The organism is Plantibacter sp. M259, assembly GCF_006065115.1.
Taxonomy (GTDB): Bacteria; Actinomycetota; Actinomycetes; order Actinomycetales; family Microbacteriaceae; genus Plantibacter; species Plantibacter auratus.
The window spans coordinates 1,656,902-1,675,077 of record NZ_CP040750.1 but is presented as its reverse complement, the minus strand read 5'-3'; the positions used below and the strand labels follow the sequence as shown (position 1 = coordinate 1,675,077).

17 protein-coding genes are annotated in these 18,176 nt (G+C 69.3%); 7 read left to right on the top strand and 10 right to left on the bottom strand.

Translation table 11 applies throughout. From position 1 onward, the window contains the following. The first annotated feature begins 56 nt into the window (after window positions 1–56). The 3 genes from FGL15_RS07695 to FGL15_RS07685 all read left to right on the top strand — a co-directional run bounded on the left by FGL15_RS07695 (window position 57) and on the right by FGL15_RS07685 (window position 4,246). Complete coding sequence (locus FGL15_RS07695; protein WP_370282135.1) at window positions 57–1,316, top strand: ATP-dependent RecD-like DNA helicase; 1,260 nt, start codon at window positions 57–59, stop codon at window positions 1,314–1,316. A 64-nt stretch (window positions 1,317–1,380) separates the two neighbouring features. Further along, a complete protein-coding gene (locus tag FGL15_RS07690; RefSeq protein WP_168223348.1) occupies window positions 1,381–3,750 on the top strand; it encodes a DUF4143 domain-containing protein in 2,370 nt (789 codons plus the stop codon). 58 nt (window positions 3,751–3,808) lie between these two features. Next, a complete protein-coding gene (locus tag FGL15_RS07685) occupies window positions 3,809–4,246 on the top strand; it encodes a hypothetical protein (RefSeq protein ID WP_138945599.1) in 438 nt (145 codons plus the stop codon). A 59-nt stretch (window positions 4,247–4,305) separates the two neighbouring features. Here FGL15_RS07685 and FGL15_RS07680 read toward each other — a convergent pair whose 3' ends face one another. From FGL15_RS07680 to FGL15_RS07660, 5 genes are all read right to left on the bottom strand, one after another. Continuing rightward, on the bottom strand, window positions 4,306–5,010 hold the full coding sequence (locus tag FGL15_RS07680) for an alpha/beta fold hydrolase (RefSeq protein WP_138945598.1): 705 nt from the start codon (window positions 5,008–5,010) through the stop codon (window positions 4,306–4,308). A 122-nt stretch (window positions 5,011–5,132) separates the two neighbouring features. Continuing rightward, a complete protein-coding gene (locus tag FGL15_RS07675) occupies window positions 5,133–5,792 on the bottom strand; it encodes a heme oxygenase (biliverdin-producing) (protein ID WP_138945597.1) in 660 nt (219 codons plus the stop codon). A 94-nt stretch (window positions 5,793–5,886) separates the two neighbouring features. Next, the gene (locus FGL15_RS07670; RefSeq protein ID WP_138945596.1) at window positions 5,887–6,468 is read right to left on the bottom strand and encodes a hypothetical protein; all 582 of its coding nucleotides are present in this window, start codon (window positions 6,466–6,468) and stop codon (window positions 5,887–5,889) included. Window positions 6,469–6,502: 34 nt separating this feature from the next. Continuing rightward, complete coding sequence (locus FGL15_RS07665; protein WP_138945595.1) at window positions 6,503–6,913, bottom strand: DUF4383 domain-containing protein; 411 nt, start codon at window positions 6,911–6,913, stop codon at window positions 6,503–6,505. A 126-nt stretch (window positions 6,914–7,039) separates the two neighbouring features. Then, complete coding sequence (locus tag FGL15_RS07660) at window positions 7,040–7,348, bottom strand: DUF2470 domain-containing protein (protein ID WP_370282134.1); 309 nt, start codon at window positions 7,346–7,348, stop codon at window positions 7,040–7,042. Window positions 7,349–7,494: 146 nt separating this feature from the next. Here FGL15_RS07660 and FGL15_RS07655 point away from each other — a divergent pair, with 146 nt between their 5' ends. Next, complete coding sequence (locus tag FGL15_RS07655) at window positions 7,495–8,793, top strand: serine hydrolase (protein WP_168223347.1); 1,299 nt, start codon at window positions 7,495–7,497, stop codon at window positions 8,791–8,793. A gap of 103 nt (window positions 8,794–8,896) precedes the next feature. Then, complete coding sequence (locus FGL15_RS07650; protein WP_138945592.1) at window positions 8,897–9,445, top strand: DinB family protein; 549 nt, start codon at window positions 8,897–8,899, stop codon at window positions 9,443–9,445. A 29-nt stretch (window positions 9,446–9,474) separates the two neighbouring features. Here FGL15_RS07650 and FGL15_RS07645 read toward each other — a convergent pair whose 3' ends face one another. Then, on the bottom strand, window positions 9,475–10,038 hold the full coding sequence (locus tag FGL15_RS07645; protein WP_138945591.1) for an ABATE domain-containing protein: 564 nt from the start codon (window positions 10,036–10,038) through the stop codon (window positions 9,475–9,477). A gap of 90 nt (window positions 10,039–10,128) precedes the next feature. On the opposite strand from FGL15_RS07645, the gene FGL15_RS07640 reads away from it, so the two are divergent. Then, window positions 10,129–11,064: a DMT family transporter gene (locus tag FGL15_RS07640; RefSeq protein ID WP_138945590.1), complete on the top strand. Its 936-nt coding sequence runs from the start codon at window positions 10,129–10,131 to the stop codon at window positions 11,062–11,064. A gap of 5 nt (window positions 11,065–11,069) precedes the next feature. Here FGL15_RS07640 and FGL15_RS07635 read toward each other — a convergent pair whose 3' ends face one another. Both FGL15_RS07635 and FGL15_RS07630 read right to left on the bottom strand, forming a co-directional pair. Next, window positions 11,070–12,218, bottom strand: a complete 1,149-nt coding sequence (locus tag FGL15_RS07635) for an NAD(P)-binding domain-containing protein (protein WP_138945589.1) — start codon at window positions 12,216–12,218, stop codon at window positions 11,070–11,072. A gap of 63 nt (window positions 12,219–12,281) precedes the next feature. Continuing rightward, complete coding sequence (locus FGL15_RS07630) at window positions 12,282–12,878, bottom strand: hypothetical protein (protein ID WP_138945588.1); 597 nt, start codon at window positions 12,876–12,878, stop codon at window positions 12,282–12,284. 41 nt (window positions 12,879–12,919) lie between these two features. On the opposite strand from FGL15_RS07630, the gene FGL15_RS07625 reads away from it, so the two are divergent. Beyond that, window positions 12,920–13,585 carry an SIMPL domain-containing protein gene (locus tag FGL15_RS07625; RefSeq protein ID WP_138945587.1) on the top strand — a complete coding sequence of 222 codons (666 nt, stop codon included), beginning with the start codon at window positions 12,920–12,922 and terminating at the stop codon, window positions 13,583–13,585. Between the two features lie 6 nt (window positions 13,586–13,591). On the opposite strand, the gene FGL15_RS07620 is transcribed toward FGL15_RS07625, so the two are convergent. Continuing rightward, window positions 13,592–17,107: a fibronectin type III domain-containing protein gene (locus FGL15_RS07620; protein WP_138945586.1), complete on the bottom strand. Its 3,516-nt coding sequence runs from the start codon at window positions 17,105–17,107 to the stop codon at window positions 13,592–13,594. Next, window positions 17,104–18,048, bottom strand: coding sequence for a hypothetical protein (locus FGL15_RS07615; protein ID WP_138945585.1), 945 nt, complete (start codon window positions 18,046–18,048; stop codon window positions 17,104–17,106). The genes FGL15_RS07620 and FGL15_RS07615 overlap by 4 nt, the downstream gene beginning before the upstream one ends. Window positions 18,049–18,176 lie beyond the last annotated feature (128 nt).

Sequence of the window (18,176 nt, the reverse complement as noted above, 5' to 3'; positions counted from 1 at the left end):
TAGGCGGGCACCTCGCATAGGATTGGAGGGCGAAAACGGGAGGGAACCGAAGCATCATGAGCGTAGCCCTCTCCGCCGAGCAGCAAGCCGTCTTCGACCGCATCGAGAGCACCCGCGAGCACCTGTTCGTCACGGGTCGGGCGGGCACCGGGAAGTCGACGCTCCTCAACCACCTCGCCTGGAACACCTCCAAGCAGCTGGCCATCTGCGCCCCGACCGGTGTCGCCGCGCTGAACGTCGGCGGCCAGACGATCCACTCGCTGTTCCGCCTGCCGATCGGGCTCATCGCCGACCACACGATCGACCAGAACGATCAGACCCGTAAGCTGCTCAACTCCATCGACACCCTCGTCGTCGATGAGGTCTCCATGGTGAGCGCCGACCTCATGGACGCCATGGACCGGAGCCTCCGGCAGGCGCGGCAGCGGCCGCGCGAGCCGTTCGGCGGCGTGCAGATCGTCCTCTTCGGCGACCCGTACCAGCTCGCTCCCGTGCCGGGCAGCCTCGAGGAACGGGCGTACATCGCCGACACCTACCGCTCGTTCTGGTTCTTCGACGCCAAGGTGTGGTCCGAGACGCCGCTGCAGCTCGTCGAGCTCACCGAGATCCACCGTCAGCACGAGGCCGAGTTCAAGTACCTCCTTAACGGCGTCCGACACGGTCAGGTCACCGCCGAGATGGCCGGCCGACTGAACGGCATGGGCGCCAGGACCCCTCCCGAGGACGGCGTCATCACCCTCGCGAGCCGCAACGACACCGTCGACCGCATCAACAAGGCGGCGCTCGCCAAGCTCGACGGCAAGCCGCTCACGGCCAACGCGGAGGTCTCGGGCGACTTCGGTGGGCGGGCGTTCCCCGCCGACGAGGCGCTCGACCTCAAGGTCGGTGCGCAGGTCATGTTCCTCCGCAACGACAGCGAGCGTCGCTGGGTGAACGGCACGCTCGGGACCGTGGTGAAGATCGACTCCACCGTCTGGGTCGAGGTCGACGGCGAGCAGTTCGAGGTCGAGCCGGCGACGTGGGAGAAGTACAAGTACTCCTACTCCTCGGTGACGAAGCAGCTGAAGCGCGACATCGTGGCCGAGTTCACGCAGTTCCCGCTGCGGCTCGCGTGGGCGGTCACCATCCACAAGTCGCAGGGTAAGACCTATGACCGGGCGATCGTCGACCTGGGTAGCCGCGCGTTCAGCCCGGGGCAGAGCTACGTGGCGCTCAGCCGGATCTCGACGCTCGACGGCCTCTACCTCTCCCGGCCGCTGCGCCCGAGCGACATCATCGTCGACACCGACGTGAGGCGGTTCATGTCGGGGCAATGACATTCCACAAGATCAGTTGCGTGGGATGTACTAAATTATGTGCGTCGCATGTACACTTTGTCGCATGGCTTCGTTTCTCCATCGACTCATCGGAGATGAGCTAATACGCTCCACCGGTGTTCCGGTCATCGTCCTCGAGGGCGCCCGCGCGGTAGGCAAGACGACCGCGCTGAAGCGCCAACTCGCTGACAGAGGGTTCCACTACTACACACTTGCGGACACATCGACGCTGACGTTTGCTCGAAGTGACGTCGCGGCATGGCTGGGATCGCTGCGGTTGCCTGCAATGATCGATGAAGCACAGCTTCTTCCCGGGCTGACGCTTGCGATGAAGGAGTTCGTCGATGGTCTTACCGGTGGGACGCACTTCGTTCTCTCCGGTTCTGCCTCCATTGGGAGAAGCGAACTCGGTGGAGCGGATCCGCTAACTCGTCGCTCAAGGCGCTTCACAATGCACCCCATTACCGACTGGGAGTTCTCAGGACAGCGCGGGTCTGTCGTGGACGCGCTGTTCGACCAAACCCCCATGGCGAGAAGCTGGTCGCCCACGGACGACATCGAGCGACTCGACAGGCTTCGTGTCGGCGGCTTTCCGGCATATCGAATCCCTCGCGGTGTGTTGAATCGTGGGACGCTCCGGGACCGAATCCGGGCAGACACCTCGTCCGTGCTCGGTGATGCAGTTCTGCCCGGACAACGACTTGATGCGGCGATTGCTGCATCTGCGCTCGATGCCCTGCTGCGATGCCCCGGAGGCATCTTCAACGCAAGTCGACTCGGTCAAGCACTCGGTCTCGACAGGCGCACCGTAGACCGCTATCTCGCCATCTTCGGCCGGTTGTTTCTCGTCCACTGGCTGCCGAACCTCGCGACCGGGGCCGCGCGGCAGAGCCACGGCCGGGCGAAGGTCCACCCGGTCGACACGTCGTTGTCGGTCGCATCCCTCGAGAGGTCTGGCGTAGACCTGGGAGTGGAGCGCGAGCACTACGGTGCGGTGCTCGAGAGCTATGTGGTGAACGAGATCATCGCGTCCATCCAGTGGTCTACGACGCGGCCTGACGCCTTCTACTGGCGTGATGTGAAAAGCGCTTCGAGTCCTGAGGTTGACCTCGTGCTGGTAGACGAAACAGGGCGGCACGTCGGCATCGAAGTTAAGGCGGCGCGCACGATCCACCCCCGTGACCTCAACGGACTCCAACGTCTCCGGGACACGCTCGGCCTGCATCGCGGCTACGTCTTCTACACGGGGACTGAGGCGATGCAGCTCGACGAAGATATCTGGGCGCTCCCAATGGACGCACTGAGCGACAGCAAGGCATTCATTCTTGAGCGAGACGCGATGTCTCCTCGCGAACAGGAGATCACCGTGGGACACCCCCAAACATCTGAGGCAAGCATTTTTCTGAGCTACGTACGCGCAGATGACGATCGGGCGGGTGGCCGGATCACATCGCTCGCTCGCGACCTTGTCGAGACCTACGCCTATCTGTTCGGCCGCGAAATCGACCTGTTCATAGACAGCGACAGTATCGCGTGGGGTGAGAACTGGGAGTCACGTCTCCGCAGCGAGGCTGAATCGACGACATTCATGCTGAGTATTGTCACCCCGCGCTATCTGGTGAGCGATGCCTGTCGCAGCGAGGTAGCAATGTTCGGGGCCGCGGTGCAAAAAGCGCAAGATCCGCAGCTTCTCCTCCCACTCATATGGATCGACATCTCTAGCAGTGACGTCGTAGCCGCCGACGATCCGGTCCGGAGACAGCTCATGAAGAGTAACTACGTGGACGGAACAGCATTGCGGCGCCTCCAGCGTGATAATCCTGAATACGAGGCACTGGTCGAGAATCTTGCAGAGCGGTTGCATCAGACGATCACCGCGCGCGCGATGACGACCGACGCGTCCTTGTCCGTGCATGAGGCGCAGCCCGACGATGAACGTGATGTTCTCGAGGTAATGACGCAATTCTCGGAGCACCAGTCTTCGTTCGGTGCCTCAATTGAGGAGTTCAAGGACGCATTCGGCGAAATCGGTTCTGTGTTCCAGGGCCGACAGCCGCTAAACCTCAGCCCGACCTACGGTGCCGCGCGCGTCATGCAAGCCCTCGGCGAGGACTTGAAACTACCGGTGGACTCTCTAGAATCCGCGACCGCGTCGGTTGGGCAGGACTGGCAGGCGCTCGACGCTGACATCACACGAATCCTCTTCGCGTCGCGAGGACTTATGGACGACTCCGCGCGAAAATCACTGTTCGACTCCCTCGACGGGATCGTCAGATCACTTGATTTGCCAGGTGCTGAGAACATGCAGGCACAACTGGAGGCGATGGCGAATTTCTCACGTCATCTCCAGCCGATGAGTCGGGTTGTCGGCGCTGCGCTCCGACTTCTTGAGGGCATTCAAGAGTCAGCGCGCGCATGGCGCGACCAGCTGTAGCAACAGGAAGGCGTCGAGTCCTCGTCTGAGAGACGCGTTGACCCTACGATTGTCGGTTATGACGCATCCCATGCAGCAGGGCTGGCCGCAGCCCGGTCCGATCACCGCCTGGCGCACGCTCGAGCTGAACGCCAGCAAGCCGCCGTTCGCCGGATACTGGGGGTTCATCCCACTCGTCGTGCGCATCGACGGCTTCGAGCACCGCCCGACCTGGGGTCCATCGCAGTTCACGGTTCCGGCCGACCGGCCCGTGCAGGTCTCGTGCTCGATGGCGTGGCTGTGGGAGTTCGGCCGTGCCGACTACCTGCTGCACCCCGGTGAGGCGCCGACGCTCGACTACATCGCGCCGGCGCAGCAGTGGGTCTCGGGTTCGCTCGCGCCGAGGGGGCAGGCGGTCATCAAGGGGCGCGGCGCGCAGATCGCGGTGTACGCCGTGCTGGCAGTGGTCTTCATCGCGATACTCGGGATCTTCCCGCTCGCGTACCTCATGACCTGAGCGCCCGTCGACGCCTCGCGCTGACCAGCCTGGTCGGGGGGGGGGGGGGGGGGCAGACCTCAGGTGCGGTCGACGGCCCGGAGCAGGATCGCACCGAGCTCGGCCGGCTTCGTGAACTGCGGCCAGTGGCCCGTCGGCAGGTCGACGAACTCGACGTCGCGCAGCCGTCCCAGTTCCGCGACGTACGGGTGGCCCTGTTCCATCAGGCCGCGCAGCATCTCCGAGGAGAACTCGCACGCGACCACCGTCGCCGGGACGGACAGGCGGCGGTCGTCGTCGGAGAGCTGCTGTCGGTCGACGGCGACGCCCTTCGGTTGCGGGACGGCCCTGGCCCGGAATTGCTCGCGGAGCCCGTCGTCCAGGTCGACGAGGTCCTCCGCGTCGAACACCGTCCAGTCGGGCAGTGGGATGTCGGAGCCCGACGAGGGGAGTTCCTCGTTGATGCACGCGCCGTCGGCGAGTGGGCCCGAGTCGACGTACACGGCGCGGACGACGCGGTCAGGGCGGGCGTCGATCGCGGCGGAGATGATGGCGCCGCCGCCGGAATGCCCGACGAGCACGACGGGCTCGGCGCCGGCGTCGATCTCGGCGACCACGGCGTCGACGTGGTCGCGCAGGCCGATGCCGGCGCGGTCGGCAGTGACGCTCTCGAGGCCGGGGAGGGTGAGCGGTCGGACCCGGTGGCCGGCTGCCTCGAGCGGGGGTGTGACCGCACTCCACGAGGATGCGTCGAGCCAGAAGCCGGGTACGAGGATGACGTCCATGCCCGAGATGCTACGCCGCGCGAGCGACACGCGGGAGGTGTGCTTCGTCGCCCGTTGTTCGTTCGCCCACTCTTGGGCGGACGAACACCCATTCGCCCGAGAATGGGCGATTGGACGGGAGATCAGGCGACGGCGGTCGCTGCGGCCTTCGCGGTCGCGAGGTCGCGGAAGAGGTCGGTGTTGAAGCGGTACGCCACCATGACCTCGTCGATCACGCGGGCCTGCTCCTCGTCGTCCCACGGGACGGCGTCGAGCTGCTCGCGGTAGGTGTCCTTGAACTCGCGCGGCTTCGCGATGTCGCCGAAGAGGTAGAAGCCGACGCCGTTGGTGTCGAAGCCGAACTGACGCTGCATGAGCGTGCGGATGATCTGCCCGCCCGAGAGGTCGCCGAGGTACCGGGTGTAGTGGTGCGCCACGAAGCCGCCGGGCCAGACGGCGCCGACCTCGTTGATCCGTGCCACGTACCGGGCGGTGGTGGGCAGCGGCGTGATCTGTCCGCGCCAGTCGGGACCGATGAGGAACTCGAGGTCCTGCACGATGGCGGGGAGCCGCGTCAGCTTGTCGCTGATGAACGGAGCGGCGACGGCATCGGCGCGCATGCGGTCGGCGGCGGCCTCCAGAGCCTCGTAGATGAAGAAGTGCTGCGCGACGAGGGCGATGTAGTCCTCCTTCGAACCCTTCCCGGTCATGAGGTCGCTCATGAAGTCCGCCCCCTCGCTGGAGGAGTGGCCGGAGGACGTGCGCTCGCGCAGGGCCTGGGAGAAGGGGATCACAGTGCTCATGTCGGACTCCGCGTCGGCTGGTTCGGTAAGGGTTGCCTAAGTGTAACGGGCCGAGCTCGTGAACGGGAGGGTGGATCTGTCGCTGTGGAGGGAATCAGTGGCTGCTGTGCAGGGAACCGTGCGGGACCGCGAACGCACCGGCGTTGGTCTGGGCCAGTGCCGGTGTCGTGATCGCCGCCACGACTGCCGCCCCGGCGAGCAGGGTGAGTACGTACCGTCCGGTGCTCGGCTCGCGACGGGGTCGACGGCTCGCCCGCGTCAGCAGGGCGTCGAGCTGGAGTTCGTCCGGCACCGTCGACGCGAGGGCGACCCGCCGGAGGCGCCGTGCGAGCACCCCGGCGACGATGAGAAGCAGCACCGTGGACGAGAGGGTCGGCAGGAACGGCGGCACGGTCGTGACACCGAGGGAGGCGAGTCCGTACAGCGCCACCCAGACGACCACCGTGCCCACCGCACAGGCGAAGGACGCGCGGAGGCCCGGCACCCGGTCGCGGACGAGGACCACGACGGACCAGAGCAGTGCGGCGACGCCCAGGGTGACGAGCGGGATCGCGCCGACCGGGGAGGACCCGGCGCCGGTCGCGATCAGGACGAGACCGGCACCGAGTGCGCACATCGCGAGCAGGCTGTTCGAGATCGACGTCGTCCCGGAGCGGACCGCTCTGTCGCCGCCCATCCGGGCGTCCTCACGTTCGACGGAGACCGACATGTCAGGCCGTGGCCACCCGGTGCGTGCGCTTGTCCGCGGCGAGTCCGGCACCGAGGAGCACCACGGCGCTCGCGAGGTGGAGGAAGTGGTCGGCCGTGTTGAGCGCGAGGATGTTGAGTGCCGAGCCCACGATGAAGAACCCGACGACACCGAGCAGGAGGTAGAACCCACCGATCACCGTGTTGACGGTCTTGGCGGCGACGACGTTCGAGAGCCCGGCGATGAGCAGGGCCGCGCCGATGAGGACGTGCGCGATGTTGTGCAGCGGGTTGACCTCGAAGATCCCGAGCAGGAGGCCGCCCTCGGTGGTGAGGAACGGCAGGCCGCCCGCGACGATCCCGCCGAGGAGTCCGACGACCACGTAGACCGCGCCGAAGACGGTCGCGAGCAGACGGTTGGGTGAATGACGCATGAGGGCCTCCTGAACCTTCGTGCCGCGAGTCGTCTCGGGGCGTTGAGGAGTTCGGAGGTGCGGGCGTCGACGGTTTGGTCGCCCTCGGCCGTCATCCGCGGTCGACGGCCGAGGGGCGGCCGTCGCTCAGTCGTGCGGGCGTGGCTCCAGGCCCAGACGGGCGCACGCGGCGTCGTAGAGGGCGACGACCTCGCGTCGGATCTCGCCGCGCTCGGTGATCGTGCCGGCGGGCCAGGGCACCCGGCCACCCGCGGCGGTGCCGTCGACCGTCCAGGTCCATTCACCACCCGTCCCGTCCAGCGCGATCATGGTGGCGGCCTCGGCCGCCGGTTCCAGGAAGGCGCGCACGATGAGCAGGTTGTCGTCGGGGTGGTGGCCGTTCATGTGTGCCAGGACGGCGTCGACGGTGGTCTGCGGGAAGGTGTTCGAGGTCACCTCCCCAGGGAACACCATCGACGGGCCCCGCACCAGACCCGCCGCCCGAGTGACCGGCACGCGGCGTGCGACCGCAGCTCTCAGCCGAGCCCGGTTACAATCGGGAACAGTCTGCAGCTCCGCAGACCGCTCATCAGGGGGATGACTTGACTGCAACAGCTCCGAGGCGCCGGCGTCTCGCCGCACTCCTTACCGCGGCGACCCTCGCGACGGTACTCGTCGGCTGCTCGGGCCCCTCGGTGTCCGACACCGACTTCCCCGACCAGGTCAGCGGCACGCTCGCGGGCGACACGACCGACGCCATCACGGCGGCGGTCGAGGCCGCCGTCACCCAGTCCGGGTCCTCCGGCGCCATCGTCGGTGTCTGGGCGCCGTGGGCCGGGAGCTTCACGGCCGGCGTCGGCACGACCGAGCCGGGTGGCAAGACCAAGATGGATCCGTCCATGGTCTACCGCATCGCCGACACCACGCGCCCGATGACCTGCACCGTGCTCCTCGAGCTCGTCGACGAGGGCAAGATCAAGCTGACCGACCAGGTCCACAAGACCCTCCCGCAGGTCCAGGGCATCGAGGGCATCACCTACCAGCAGCTGTGCAATGGCACGTCGGGACTCGGCACCTACACGCCCGCGCTGAACGCCCAGTTCGTCACCAACCCGACCCGCAAATGGTCGATGGCCGAGATCCTCGCGAACGGCCTCGCGAGCGGTACGCGGACGGCTCCGGGGGCGATCTTCGGCTCGAGCGACACCGGGTACATCCTGCTCGGCATGGCGCTCGAGGAGCTGACCGGTCAGTCGTGGCAGTCCCTGTACGACCACTACGTGTTCTCGCCGCTCGGCATGTCGAAGTCCAGCTTCCCTGACGCCTCCACCGTCGAGCTGCCGGGGTCGCACCCCAAGGGGTACCTGACGCCGCGGATCGCGGACGGCACCTACCAGTGCGACGCACCGACGGACGAGACCGAGCTGTCGACCTCGATGGTGTGGACCGCCGGTGGCGTCGTCTCCTCGGTCGACGATCTGCGGAAGTTCACCCAGTCCTTCGCGTCCGGCTCGCTGCTGAACGACAGCACGTACAAGAAGCAGTGGAAGGACCCCGTCTCGCTGGGTGAGGCTGAGCCGACCTGGAAGAGCTTCGGCGTGGGCGGGATGCAGATCGGTCCCCTCCGGGGGCAGGCCGGGTCGATCCCCGGGTCGCTCTCGGCGGCCTTCTCCGACCCGACCTCCGGCCTGACGGTCGTCGTCATGCTCAACAACTCGACGCTCGGTGCGGGCTTCGCGCAGACGCTCGCGATGCAGCTCGCCTCGATCGGTGCGAAGGCGGCACCGGCGAGTGGGCAGAAGGCCCCCGAGATCGCCCTCCCGTGGTCCGAGCAGCAGATGGCGGAGCAGCTCGCCGCCTCGGCGATGGTCTGCGCCCCGCCGGTCGCCCCCGCCGGGTAACGGAGGCATCGGCACGGCGCCGCCAGCGGACGGTGGCTGCGGATCGCGGCACGATGACGCTTTCGCGAGGGCGCTGGGCCATGCCGCTTCCTAGAGTGAACCCATGACGACGAACACCCCCGACGACGACACCATCGTCCCGGACACGAAGAACTGGACCTGGGTCCTCGAGCGCGCCTGTCCCGGGTGCGGGATGGACACCTCGCGGTTCGGGTTCAGGGACCTCCCCGACTTGATTCGGACGAACGCCGCCGCATGGCCGGCGGTGTTGGAGCGCACCGACGTCCGGGATCGGCCCGACCCGCAGACCTGGTCGCCACTCGAGTACGCGGCCCACGTGCGCGACGTGTTCCGCATCTTCGACGTCCGGTTGCGACTCGTCCTCGACGAGGATGATCCCGCGTTCGAGAACTGGGACCAGGATGCGACGGCTCTCGAGGAGCGCTACGGCGAGCAGGACCCGAACCGGGTCTCGGTGGAGCTGGTGGAGGCCGCGACGGTGCTCGCTGCAGCGTTCGAGCGGGTGCCGGACGAGGCGCTCACGCGGACGGGTCGACGGAGCGACGGCGCGCGCTTCACGACCGAGACCCTCGGCCGCTACTTCATCCACGACCCGGTGCACCACCTCTGGGATGTGACGAGATCGCAGTAATGGTCGTCATCCGGGTCTGGTGACGCCCGCTACTGCGCTCTCGCGCGGAACGCGATCGTGTTGACGCGGTTGCTGCAGCGGACGGAGCAGTACCGTTTCGAACCGTTGCGGGACAGGTCGACGAGCAGGCCGTCGCAGTCGTCGGCGGCGCAGAGCCGCAGGCGGTCCCAGGCGTCGGACCGGACGACGTCGACGAGTGCCATGGCGATCTCGGTCTGGACGCGATCGACGAGCGGGGCGTCGAACTCGGTCGCGTGGAGGTGCCAGTCGAAGCCGTCATGGCGGCGCAGCTGGGGGAGTGCGGCGGACTCTCGGAGCATCGTGTTGATCTCGGCGACGGCGCGGTCGCGGGTGCCCGGGGCGTCCGCGTCGGAGGCCCAGAGCGCGTGGATCCGCTCGCGGAGCCTGGCCACCGCGGCCCGCTCCGGCTCGTCGCCGTCGACCCGACCCGAGTACCGACTGACCCGCAGGAGCTCGACGAGCTGTGGCGGTGTCGCAAGCTCGTCGAGTCCGCTCCGGGACGCCGATGCGCGGGTGTTGACGAGCTGCGCGGCGAAGAGCAGCGCATCCTCGGTGTCAGGGGCAAAATGCAAGTTGACTCCTTACTCTCTCCGAGAGTAGCTTCATCTCAGCCGGGCGTCCACCTCTTCCGCCGGCCCCACTCGCGGCAGCTGGAGACCCCCATGAAGCACACGTCCTCGACCACGGTCGGTCTGCTCGTCGCGGTGCTCGCCGCGGTCGCGTTCGGCACCTCCGGCGCGTTCATCAAACCGGTGCTCGCGTCGGGGTGGAGCCCCGCTGCCGCGGTCACCGTCCGCGCTCTGATCGGCGGCCTGGTACTCGCCCCGTTCGCCCTCATCGCGCTCCGTGGTCGCTGGGACGCGGTCTGGCGTGGACGCTGGCGACTCCTCGGCATGGGCCTCATCGGGGTGGCGGCGACGCAGCTCGTCTACTTCGCGGCGCTGCAGACCATCGCCGTCGGGACCGCGATCCTCGTCGAGTACATGGCACCGCTGCTGCTCGTCGCCGTCGCCTGGGTGATGACCCGACGTCGTCCCGCGACGGTCGTCCTCGTCGGCTCCGTCGTGTCGCTCGTCGGGCTCGTACTCGTCGTCGCTCCGAGCGGTGGCTCGACGCTCGACCCGGTCGGCCTGCTGTTCGCCATCCTCGCGATGGTGGGCTGCGCCGCGTACTACGTCATCTCGGCTCGGCCGGCGAAGGGGCTGCCCCCGGTGGCGTTCGCCGCCATCGGTCTGCTCATCGGGGCGCTCAGTCTCTGGCTCGCGGGGCTCGTCGGCGTGCCGTTCACGACCTCCGACGCCGACGTCACGGTGCTCGGCACCGACGTCGCCTGGTGGGTGCCGCTCCTGTTCGTCGGGGTGGTGTCGACGGCGGTCGCCTATGCGGCGAGCATCACCGCGAGTCAGATGCTCGGCTCCCGACTCGCCTCCTTCGCGGGCCTCCTCGAGGTGGTCGCGGCGACCGGGTTCGCCTGGATCCTCCTGGGGGAGCAGCTGTCACTTGCGCAGCTCCTCGGCGGGGTGTGCATCCTCCTCGGGATCGGCTTCGTGCGCTCCGAGCGAGCTCCCGCCGTGCCGATCCCCGTGCCGGTGCAGTGACGGGGTCAGTGCTGAGGAACCGGGACGGCGGCGTCGAGGTCGGCGAGGATCGCCAGGACCGCCGCCCTCCCGGCCCGGTTCGCGCCGACCGTCGACGCTGAGGGGCCGTATCCGATCAGGTGCACCCGCGGCTCGTCGGCCGCCCTGGTGCCGTCGATGCGGATGCCGCCACCGGGCAGCCGGATGCCCAGCGGTGCGAGGTGGTCGAGTGCGGCCCGGAACCCGGTGGCCCAGAGGATGGCGTCGACCGGGAGGAACGAACCGTCGGCGAGGACGACCCCGTGCTCCTCGATGCGGCGGAACATCGGCTGACGCACCAGGACACCGCGCGCCTCGGCCGCCCGCGCCCACGGCGTCCAGTGCATCCCCGTCACGGAGATCACGCTGCCCGGCGGGAGGCCCTGACGCACGCGTTCCTCGACGCCCTTGATCGCCTCCACCCGGGCGGCGGTGTCGAAGTCGTCCTCCACCCACTCCGGTTCGCGTCGCGTCATCCACACCGTCTCCGCCACCCGCGAGATCTCCTCGAGCAGCTGGATGGCCGAGATGCCGGCACCGACGACGACGACGCGTTGGCCGCGGAACTCGTCAGCGGAGACATAGTCGGCCACGTGCAGCTGGCGTCCGGCGAAGCGCTCCCGTCCCGGGTAGGCGGGCCAGAACGGTTTCGTCCAGGTGCCCGTCGCGTTCACGACCGTCCGTGCCCGGAACACGGCGGCGGGGGAGCCGGCGCCCGAGGAGTCGGCGCTCGCCGCGGTCTCGACGAGGAGTCGACCGTGCGGGTCGTCGTCCTCGCGGCGGACGGCGCGGACCTGCACCGGGCGGCGGACCGCGAGGGCGAAACGCTCCTCGAACGCCGCGAAGTACGGTGGGATGACGTCGACACTCGGCGAAGCAGGATCGAGCTCGGGCTTCGGCATGCCGGGCAGGTCGTAGATCCCGTTGACGGTCGACATGGTGAGCGACCGCCATCGGTGCTGCCAGGCGCCGCCCGGGGCGTCGTTCGCGTCGAGGACGACGAAGGTGCGTGTTGCGGTCGCGCCCTCGGTGGTACCGAGCGGGACGAATCCGCGGCGATGCAGGTGGTACGCGGCCGACAGTCCGGCTTGACCCGCGCCGATCACGACGACGTCGACGGTCTCCGGAGTGCTCACGTGCTCTGCAACGTCGTCGACCGCTCCGGCATTTCCGACGGGGGCCGAGCTCGCGTCCGCGATTCAGCCGTGGGCCAGGACCTGCACGCCGATGACGAGGACACCCAGGAGCACGAGGGCCGCGAGCGCGATGAGCTGTTGCCAGACGGACAGCCGCGCGCGCCGGACGGCGACCCACCCGCTGAGCCCGAGGGTGACGAGGTAGACGATCGCGGACACACGGAGGGAGGTCTCGAGCTCCATGACGTCGAACACGGCGAGCACGAGCAGGATGGTGGGGGTCGCGACGGTGAGCAGCGAGCCCCACGCGATCCGGAGCATGGAGTGCCACCCCCGCTCGTCGGGGAACGCCCCGTGGGCGGCGAGGTGCGCGATCATCTCGGCGACGAGGCCGGCGAGGGTGATGCCGACCACGCCGATGACGAGCGAGAAGAGCGCATCCGGCGCGTCGTGGTGCTCCACGTTCGCGGCCAGCACGAGGACGATCGCGAGGCCGGTGAAGGTCGCGTAGACGCGCTCCTTGAGGTACTTCGCGACCGTCTCGACGTCGCCGGGCGGCAGCCCCCGCCGGTCGCCGTGCTCGAAGCCCCGGCCGGTGTGGTCCCCGTGGCTCCGTCGTCGCGCACGTCGTCGATCCGCCCAGGTTCCGCCGTCCGTCATGGTCCAGAGCGTAGCCGCCGTCGCGGGATAGAGTGCCGGGTATGAGCGAAACGATCATCACCGTCGAGGGCCGCTTCGACTACCACCACCCGGCTGAGCGTGGGACCGTCCTCATCTCGGCGGGGTTCCAGGGGCCGGAACGTGAGCCCGTCGTCTCCCACACCACCGCGCTGCACCGTGCGCTCAGTCAGGCGGCGGAGCAGCTCCGCGCGCAGTCGGCCGTGACCTGGTGGTCGGCCGATCGCTTGCGGGTGTGGAGTGAGCGGCCGTGGAACAAGGACGGGAAGCAGTTGCCGCTCGTGCACCACGCGACGGTCGCGCTCGAGGTGAAGTTCGCCGACCTGCAGGCGCTGGCCCGCTGGGCCGAGGAGATCGCGACCCAGGACGGCGTCACGGTGACGGGTGTCACCTGGGCGCTCACCGAGGTGACGAAGCACCGCATCACGGCCGAGGCCCAGCACAACGCAGTCCGCGACGCGGTGGACCGCGCGACCGCCTACGCCACGAGTCTCGGGCTCGGCGCCGTGCGGCCGGTCGCCCTGGCGGAACCCGGCATGCTGGGCGACGACACTCGCTCGCCGTCGAGCCAGGCCGCAGCACCGATGATGCGCGGGGCCGCGGCTCCTGCCGGTGACACCGCGCTCGACCTGAAGCCGGAGGACATCACCGTGTCCTCCCGGGTGCACGCCCGCTTCGCCGCCTCCTGACGTCCGTCAGGGTCTCACCACGCCGGAGGCGATCAGTCCGCCACCTGCGGCCGCGACGACCGTGACCCCGCCCAGCAGCGCGAGGAGGGCGATGAACAACGGGACCACCTGCGACGCGGGCGCCGGAGCGCTGCCTCGCTGGACGACCGTCACGATCTCGGTCACCTGTTGCGCGGCACCGACCGCCGCGGCCGGGGCCGGCGCACCGGGTGCCCGCAGCGCGAACGGCGAACGCTTGGCCTCAGGGACGAGGTCGGGCGCGGCGGCCGTCGGGGCTCCAGCGGGTGGGACGGCCACGAAGGTGGACGCGTCGAACCCGACGGTCAGTGGGAGTGCGACCTTGCCCGGATCCTGGCGCCCGCCGCTCGTGAACCAGTAGGAGAACTGCCCGGTGAGCTGTTGGAAGTCGATGAAGCTCTGCGGGAAGGACCCCCAGTAGGCGGTGTTGGCCGCGGTCTTCGCCACCTGGTCACCCTGCGCGATGTCCACGCCGAGGTAGTCGGGCGACACGGTGAACCCGTCACTGCGCATCGTCACCCCGGTGAGCGTCGCGAGTTCGATCTCGCGCGGCGGGATCGGCGTCCACTTCGTCTGATCGGCCATGTCGGTGCCGAAGCCGCTCGCGGTGGCGGTGAGGGTTCCGACACCGTCGACGACGGTGAGGGTCGGGTTCGAGCCGTTCCAGTAGGTGAGACCGCCGTAGAACGCGACCGAGAAGTCCCCGGTCCAGCTGATGGTTCCGCTGTTCGTCGACGGATCGACGGTGCCGGAGCCACCGACGATGACGAGCTGCGAATCCGTGAAGGCGCTCGTCACGTTGGAGTCGACCGTGCTGCCCGAGCGGTCGAGGCATCGGGTGGCGAAGCTCGCGAGCTCGTACGCCCCACCGGCGTTCGGCTTCTCGATGCGGACGGGGCCGTCCTGTGCCCGGTACCGGCTCTCGTCGATGATCGCGCCGGAACCGACGTCGGGTACATGCCCGGCGGTGAGGAAGTTGCAGCCGCCGAAGAAGGCACCGTTGTTGGCCTCGTTGCTGAAGCCCCATCGGAGGATCGCGTCGTCGACCCTGGTCGGCCCGCCCCGGTCGGAGACGACCTCGAGCCAGACCGCCACCGCGCGGCCCTCGGTCGGGACGAAGGCGAGCGCGTACGCCCCGTCCGCGAGCTGGCCGACCGTGACGGACGCGCTTGCAGTACCGGCCGTGACGGAGAAGGCGCCGAGATGGACGGGGGCCCGATCGTCGGTCGCCGAACCGAACAGCCAGACCTCTCCGCCCGTGGCGCCGGTGGAACCCGGCCAGGCGAAGGACGGCTCGAGGGCGCTCGTCGGCTCGACGGTCGCGGGGAGGGCTGCCTGGGTGGCGTCGAGGCCGGTGACCGAGCCTCGCTCGACGGCGGCGCGCAACGCTGCGAGCGAGTTCCAGCTGGGCGGGACCGAGCCGGGTGGTCGGACGGCGAGGGTGACGACGAGGGCGCTCGCCGCGGACATCGGACCGGGTCCGGCGGCGTTCACGGCGCGGGCGCGGACGGTGTAGGCGGTGTCCGCCTGCAATCCGGCGACCGTCGTCGGCTCGTGGGTGAGCAGGGTCGGGTCGTCGATCGAGGGGACGGCGTCGACGCGGGTCGTCGTCACGGGTTCAACGGAACCCGCCTGGAAGACCAGGAGGTCGAACGCGGTGATCGCAGCACCGTTCCCGGCCGTCACACCGATCGTCGAGCCGTCGACCGAGATGCTGTCGACGTCGCCGCTCGTGACGGAACGTGGCGGGGTGGCTTGCTGCGGCGTGGACGAGCCGCTCGTCTCGACGGCCACGCTGCGCAGGGAGGTCGTCCGGTAGGTCGTCGGGATCAGACCGGCGAGGGAAGCGGTCTCGAACGCCGTGATCTGGACGGACACGCGGCGTCCTGGCGCCGGGTTCTCCACGACCGCCTCGAGCGGTCCAGCTGCGGCGAAGTCGCCGCCGAGGTCGATCACGGCGGCGGTCATGGCGGCGGACACGCCGTCGGTGGCCGCGACGCGGAGCAGGTATCCCGTCGAGGCCGTCGTCCCGGCTGGAGCCGTCCACGTCACCCGCAATGAACCGGATGTCGGCCCCTCGGTCACGGTCGGTGTGGCGACGCGTGTGGTCAGGGGAGCTGTCGCGTCGATACGGACCGGCGCGCTGAGCGATGAGGCGGTGTCGCCCGCGCCGTTCGACGCGATGACGCGGACGCTGAGCGACGAGCCCACGATGCCGATGCGAGGCAGTTCCAGTCGCGTGCGGTCCGCCGGGACCGCCGTCCGGCTCACGAGGTTGGTGAGGTTGACGGTGCTGCCGGTGAAGAGTTCCACGGTGTAGCCGGTGATGGCGTAGCCGCCGTCGGACATGGGAGGGGTCCAGCTCGCCACGAGGCCGAGCGGGTCGTCGAGCAGTCCGACGACGGTGGCCCGCGGGGGAGCGGACGGTGCGCCCTTCGCCGTGGTCACCGGAGCGGACGCGGACGAGGACGCACTCGGTCCGTCGGCGCCGACGGCGACGATGGTGAAGGCGTACGCCGTGTCGGCGAGCAGCCCGGTGACGAGCGTGGTCGTCCCCGCGACGAGCGGGTCGATGCCCTGGATCGTGCGAACGACGGAGCCGTCACGCAGGACCGTGACGGTGTAGGTGACGACTGGTGCGCCCGAGGCGACCGCCGGCCAGGAGACCTCGATCGTGCCGGCTCCGGCCGGTGATCCCTTGGGAGCCTCAGGTGTGCCCGGAACGGCGGCGGCGCGTCCGGCGGAGTCCGCTTCGGGGGTCGGCGTCGCATCGGCGGTCGGGGTCTCGGACGGCTCGCTCGGCGTCGGAACGGCCTCCTCGGGTGTCGCGCTCGGCTGTGGTCCTGCCGGGGGTGCCTCGTCGTCGGTGGGCGGCTCCTCGGCGGCGGGAGCGGGCGTCGCCGCCTGGGTCGCGACGGACTCGGCCAGTGGCGACGCGCTCGCGGCGAGGAGGGCGGGATCAGTCGGGACCGTGCGCAGGGCGAAGCGGTAGTCCGTGGCGGACTGGAGGCCGGATACCCGGGCGGCGGCCGAGCCGTCGGCTGCGGTGCCGACATCGACGGGCTCTGCCGTCTGGAGGATGGGCAGGCCGGCCGCGAGTGCGGCTGCGTCGGCCTCGGGGTCCCGCTCGGCGGACGGCTGCAGGACCGCGATCGGGTCGACCGGCACAGCCGGAGCCTCCGGATCGACCGGGGGCAGGACCAGGACGAGGAGCGTCGCCGCGGTGCCGTCCTGCGTGCTCGTCGCCGGGTCGACCGAGGCCGGCCACGCGACGGAGACGGTGGCGGCATCCACCGGCGTGACGACGGCTTCGGCGGCGATCGGATCTGCTCCCGACGGGAACGCCGTGGTCGCCGCCGGCGAGTCCACGACGGCGGACGAGGCCTGGTCGGCCGTCGCGGTCCCTGCGTCGAGTCCGACGGCTGCGAAGACGAGCCCGATGCTCAGGCCGCCGGCGATCAGGGCGGACCAGGTGCGTGATGCGGGGCCGGGGCGCATGGTCACGCGCTGTCGCCGGACGTGCCGGTCGCGTTTGCCGTGCTGGTCGCGCCCGCCGCTCCTGCCGCCGCGAGCGCTGCTCGACGACGTCCGCTCAGCACCGCCCAGACGAGGAACGCGACAGCGCCGACGGCCAGGGCGCCGACGCCGATGACGGCACCGGTCAGGAGCGGGACGAGGTCGTCGGTGGCAGAGGCGGCGGAGGTCTCGTCCGGTTCGGCGACGATGGTGCTGGAGATCACCGTCGGCTCGGGGGCGCTCTCCGGGGCTACCGGCGCGGGCGCCGGAGCAGCGGCATCGTCGCCGTACAGATCGGTGAAGGTGATCGGCGTGAACGTCTCGTTGTTGGCGTTCTTCACGCCGTGGGCCCCCATGGTGATGATGCCGCACTGCACGCTGAGGCAGTCGATGGTCTGGGCGTTGCCGTCGCGGTCGAGCGACTCGAAGCGGGCGCCGGGGATGCTGATGACACCGGACCAGGTCCCGTCGGCGGCGAGTTCGCCCCCGTTGGCGGCGGCCGCGGTGTCGCTCCCGGGGAACGTCACGAAGAGGATGTAGCCCGTGGGGTTGGTCTCGTCGTCGGGGACGTAGGCGTAATCGGCGCCGGTCACGCCGCCGTTGCTCGGGCGCCACGACTCGGCGTCGGCGACCCAGCCGAAGGCGACGTAGATCCCGCCATGCCCGTTCTTGATCGACTGGAAGCCCGAACCGGAGAGCTGCACGTCGGTGAGGTAGTCGGGGTCGGCGACGTTCGCGAGGTCGGGGCGGTCGACCACGTGTGCGGTCACCGAGGAGGCGGCGTAGGCGGGCTCCGGGAGTGATCCACCGGCCGAGAAGCCGGCGAGGAGTGCCACCCCCGTGAGGATCGCCGCGAGTCGTCGTCGGCCTCGGTTCGCTGTCGTGGAGCGGATCGAGGGCGCGGTGGACGGAGTCGGGCGATGCGGCATGGCAGCAGCCTAGCCGCAGTTAATAAGGCTTGCATAACCTTACTTAGTTAAGGCTAAGCTAACCCTGCCTGGGGCTCGGTTTCGGAGACCCGGCGCCCCCTTCCACCCGACATCCACCGTCGAACACA

Coding starts and splice junctions, on each gene's coding strand:
- FGL15_RS07695 (WP_370282135.1), top strand. CDS start 57: ATGAGCGTAGCCCTCTCCGCCGAGCAGCAAGCCGTCTTCGACCGCATC.
- FGL15_RS07690 (WP_168223348.1), top strand. CDS start 1,381: ATGGCTTCGTTTCTCCATCGACTCATCGGAGATGAGCTAATACGCTCC.
- FGL15_RS07685 (WP_138945599.1), top strand. CDS start 3,809: ATGACGCATCCCATGCAGCAGGGCTGGCCGCAGCCCGGTCCGATCACC.
- FGL15_RS07680 (WP_138945598.1), bottom strand. CDS start 5,010: ATGGACGTCATCCTCGTACCCGGCTTCTGGCTCGACGCATCCTCGTGG.
- FGL15_RS07675 (WP_138945597.1), bottom strand. CDS start 5,792: ATGAGCACTGTGATCCCCTTCTCCCAGGCCCTGCGCGAGCGCACGTCC.
- FGL15_RS07670 (WP_138945596.1), bottom strand. CDS start 6,468: ATGGGCGGCGACAGAGCGGTCCGCTCCGGGACGACGTCGATCTCGAAC.
- FGL15_RS07665 (WP_138945595.1), bottom strand. CDS start 6,913: ATGCGTCATTCACCCAACCGTCTGCTCGCGACCGTCTTCGGCGCGGTC.
- FGL15_RS07650 (WP_138945592.1), top strand. CDS start 8,897: ATGACGACGAACACCCCCGACGACGACACCATCGTCCCGGACACGAAG.
- FGL15_RS07640 (WP_138945590.1), top strand. CDS start 10,129: ATGAAGCACACGTCCTCGACCACGGTCGGTCTGCTCGTCGCGGTGCTC.
- FGL15_RS07630 (WP_138945588.1), bottom strand. CDS start 12,878: ATGACGGACGGCGGAACCTGGGCGGATCGACGACGTGCGCGACGACGG.
- FGL15_RS07625 (WP_138945587.1), top strand. CDS start 12,920: ATGAGCGAAACGATCATCACCGTCGAGGGCCGCTTCGACTACCACCAC.
- FGL15_RS07615 (WP_138945585.1), bottom strand. CDS start 18,048: ATGCCGCATCGCCCGACTCCGTCCACCGCGCCCTCGATCCGCTCCACG.